Source organism: Dialister micraerophilus DSM 19965, from assembly GCF_000194985.1.
GTDB lineage: Bacteria > Bacillota > Negativicutes > Veillonellales > Dialisteraceae > Dialister > Dialister micraerophilus.
Genome location: NZ_GL878519.1, coordinates 1,083,548 through 1,086,083, shown reverse-complemented (window position 1 = coordinate 1,086,083; position 2,536 = coordinate 1,083,548). Strand labels below are relative to the sequence as shown.

Annotated in this window: 2 protein-coding genes; both read right to left on the bottom strand. The window is 36.7% G+C overall.

Features of this window, described 5'->3' with window-relative positions:
* Nucleotides 1–30 precede the first annotated feature (30 nt).
* Nucleotides 31–936 (bottom strand): acetamidase/formamidase family protein, encoded by a 906-nt coding sequence (locus tag HMPREF9083_RS05140; protein WP_007556343.1) that lies wholly within the window; start codon nt 934–936, stop codon nt 31–33.
* Nucleotides 937–973: 37 nt separating this feature from the next.
* Complete coding sequence (locus HMPREF9083_RS05135) at nt 974–2,419, bottom strand: Na+/H+ antiporter NhaC family protein (protein ID WP_007556342.1); 1,446 nt, start codon at nt 2,417–2,419, stop codon at nt 974–976.
* Nucleotides 2,420–2,536 lie beyond the last annotated feature (117 nt).

Sequence of the window (2,536 nt, the reverse complement as noted above, 5' to 3'; positions counted from 1 at the left end):
AGTTCAACTTCACAAGAAAGTTTTTTTATTTTAATCTAAACTTATCAAAGGTTTTTTATTCAATACTTTAGGTGTACCTACTCTGAATGAGTCTCCGCCGGCTTGTTCTACGAGACATGCTTGATTTGCCGAGAGCAATCCTTGTATCGACATATACATTGCAGTATCTGTGTAGTCAAGTTCATATGCTTGAGATATAAGTCTATGGAGTTCCACATACCCTGAATGAATAGCTTCATCACATGTTGCACCACGTGCATTTACATAGTATGCATCTTTTGTTTCAAGCAACGGCCAGTTGAGCTTGAAGTTTTTCAAAATGCTTACTCGTACAATTACTTCTCCGGCAATTTCTATACCGCAACCGCAAACTTCTCCGTCACCCATTGCAGCATGTAAATCTCCCATTGCAAGTAACGCACCTTCTACTCTTACCGGAAACCACATTCTTACGCCTTTCTGAATCATGGCATTATCCATATTTCCTCCATGATTTCCTACAAATGCGGTTGGCATATCTTCTCCATCTGGTGCCGTTCCTATAACGCCGATCATTGGTGCTGCCGGCCATACCATATTGTGCTTGTCCCAGTATATTTTTCCGCCTTCAACTCTCAATCCATTTGTTCTAAGTTCCGCTTTTTCTGCAAATGGTCCGCATTCAGGAACAGTACATACGAATCCTCTATCAGCAACAGATATATCCAATATGTCTACGGCAAGTACATCTCCGACTTCCGCTCCTTCAACATAAAGAGGTCCTGCTGCAGGATTGGAGTGATGCCAATCAACTTCAGTAGTAATGTCTTTTTCACTTTTTATTTGACCGTCAAAACAGTCTTTAATAATGAATTTTACAACTTCACCGTTTTTTGCTCTTGCTACCGGTTCCATATCCTTGGTAAACGTGTAAATTGATTTTCTTATTTCCTGCATAAAAATTTCTCCTTTGAAATATTCTTACTAAATCATATTAAAATACAAATCCTGCTATTAAATAAAATACAGCAGTGATTACCGCAAAAATTATCGAATACGGTACGCATGTCGAAGCATGGTATCCGGCTTTAAGTCCGAATACTGATGATGACAGCATTGTATAGTCACAAATATAACACATATTACATCCGAAACAACCTGCGGAAACAATTGCGGCAGCTACCATGTACGGGTTTGCGCCTATTGCTGCAGCTACAGGTACAAGTATCGGGAATGTAATAAGAATAAGTCCCCAGTTAAGCGACATAATACATTCAGAAATACAAAATACTATAAATACGAGTACCGGCAATAAATTCGGATTTACGAATTGTCTTACGGTTTCTGCAAGATAATCAATATATCCCAATCCGATCAAAACGTCATTAAGCATGTATGAAGCACAGAACAATATAATCAAACTCATAAATTCTGAAAATCCGCTTACAAGACATTCTTCAACGTCTGAAGCTCCCATAATGCCTCTTAAAAGATAGTAGCCTACAGTTACCGGAATTACTACAACCATTGATGAAACTGTATCGAAATCAAAGTAGAAGAACATTACTACTAAAAATAAAATAGGTATAAAGAAGTCCCACAATGTTCCTCTCTTTTTATCTTCAGAAACTTCTTCCGCTTCTGCAAATTCTATATATTGTGAAGGATCCGGTTTTTTCAATCCTCCTATTTTCGGTAAAATACCTGCTGCAAAGAGAAATGTTCCGACAATTGAAATCATTGCATAAAAATTGAAAGGTATTGAACGAATAAATGCCATCATTCCTTCGCTTTCAGATACTATTCCCGTGGAAACAAAACATCCGCTCATAAATGCAGCCCAAGATGTAATCGGAAACAATACACGAAGCGGTTCGGCAAGAGTATGTATAAGATATGCACCTTCTTCTCTCGGTACTTTCATCTCATCATACATAGGTGCCATAATACTTCCGCCTATTGCCATTGTCATGTAGTCGTCAAAAAACAACGGAAATTGTAAAAGCCAAGTTGCCATATTTAATTGTTTTTCCGATTTTACACGTGATTTGATTACTCCGGCGAATGCACCCAATGCACCTGTTTTGTTCAAAAATTTATTAAAAACATTCAATGAACAACAGAGCAGAACGATCCAAATAAAATCTTCTCCTGACATAGTTTTGAAAAGTTGTTCTTTAAAACCGTCAATAAATCCGAATCCGTGAATCATCGCCAATCCTAAAACATTGGCAAAAATAAGTGTTTCAAGAATTCTTCGGGTAAGAAGAGTATAGAATAGAATGAATAAGACGACCCATGTACCTGCATTACTTGCAATCTTTTCCTGTCCGGGTGTGAAATATGCTGTTGCCAAAATCAACAACATTGTAAATCCATAACTAATCCATCGGTGCAATACTGTGTTTTCATCCATAAACTTTTTAAAAACAGCTCTCATACACCTCACTCCTCTCATGAACAATCACAAAATAAATTTGTGAACAATATATAATTGTTAATATTCTACCCGAAAAAAATAAAAAAGTAAATATTAAGTTTAAAATAATTTATTTAT

What these genes read in the sequence shown, in the direction of transcription:
- HMPREF9083_RS05135 (WP_007556342.1), bottom strand. Translation starts at nt 2,419, where the DNA reads ATGAGAGCTGTTTTTAAAAAGTTTATGGATGAAAACACAGTATTGCAC.
- HMPREF9083_RS05140 (WP_007556343.1), bottom strand. Translation starts at nt 936, where the DNA reads ATGCAGGAAATAAGAAAATCAATTTACACGTTTACCAAGGATATGGAA.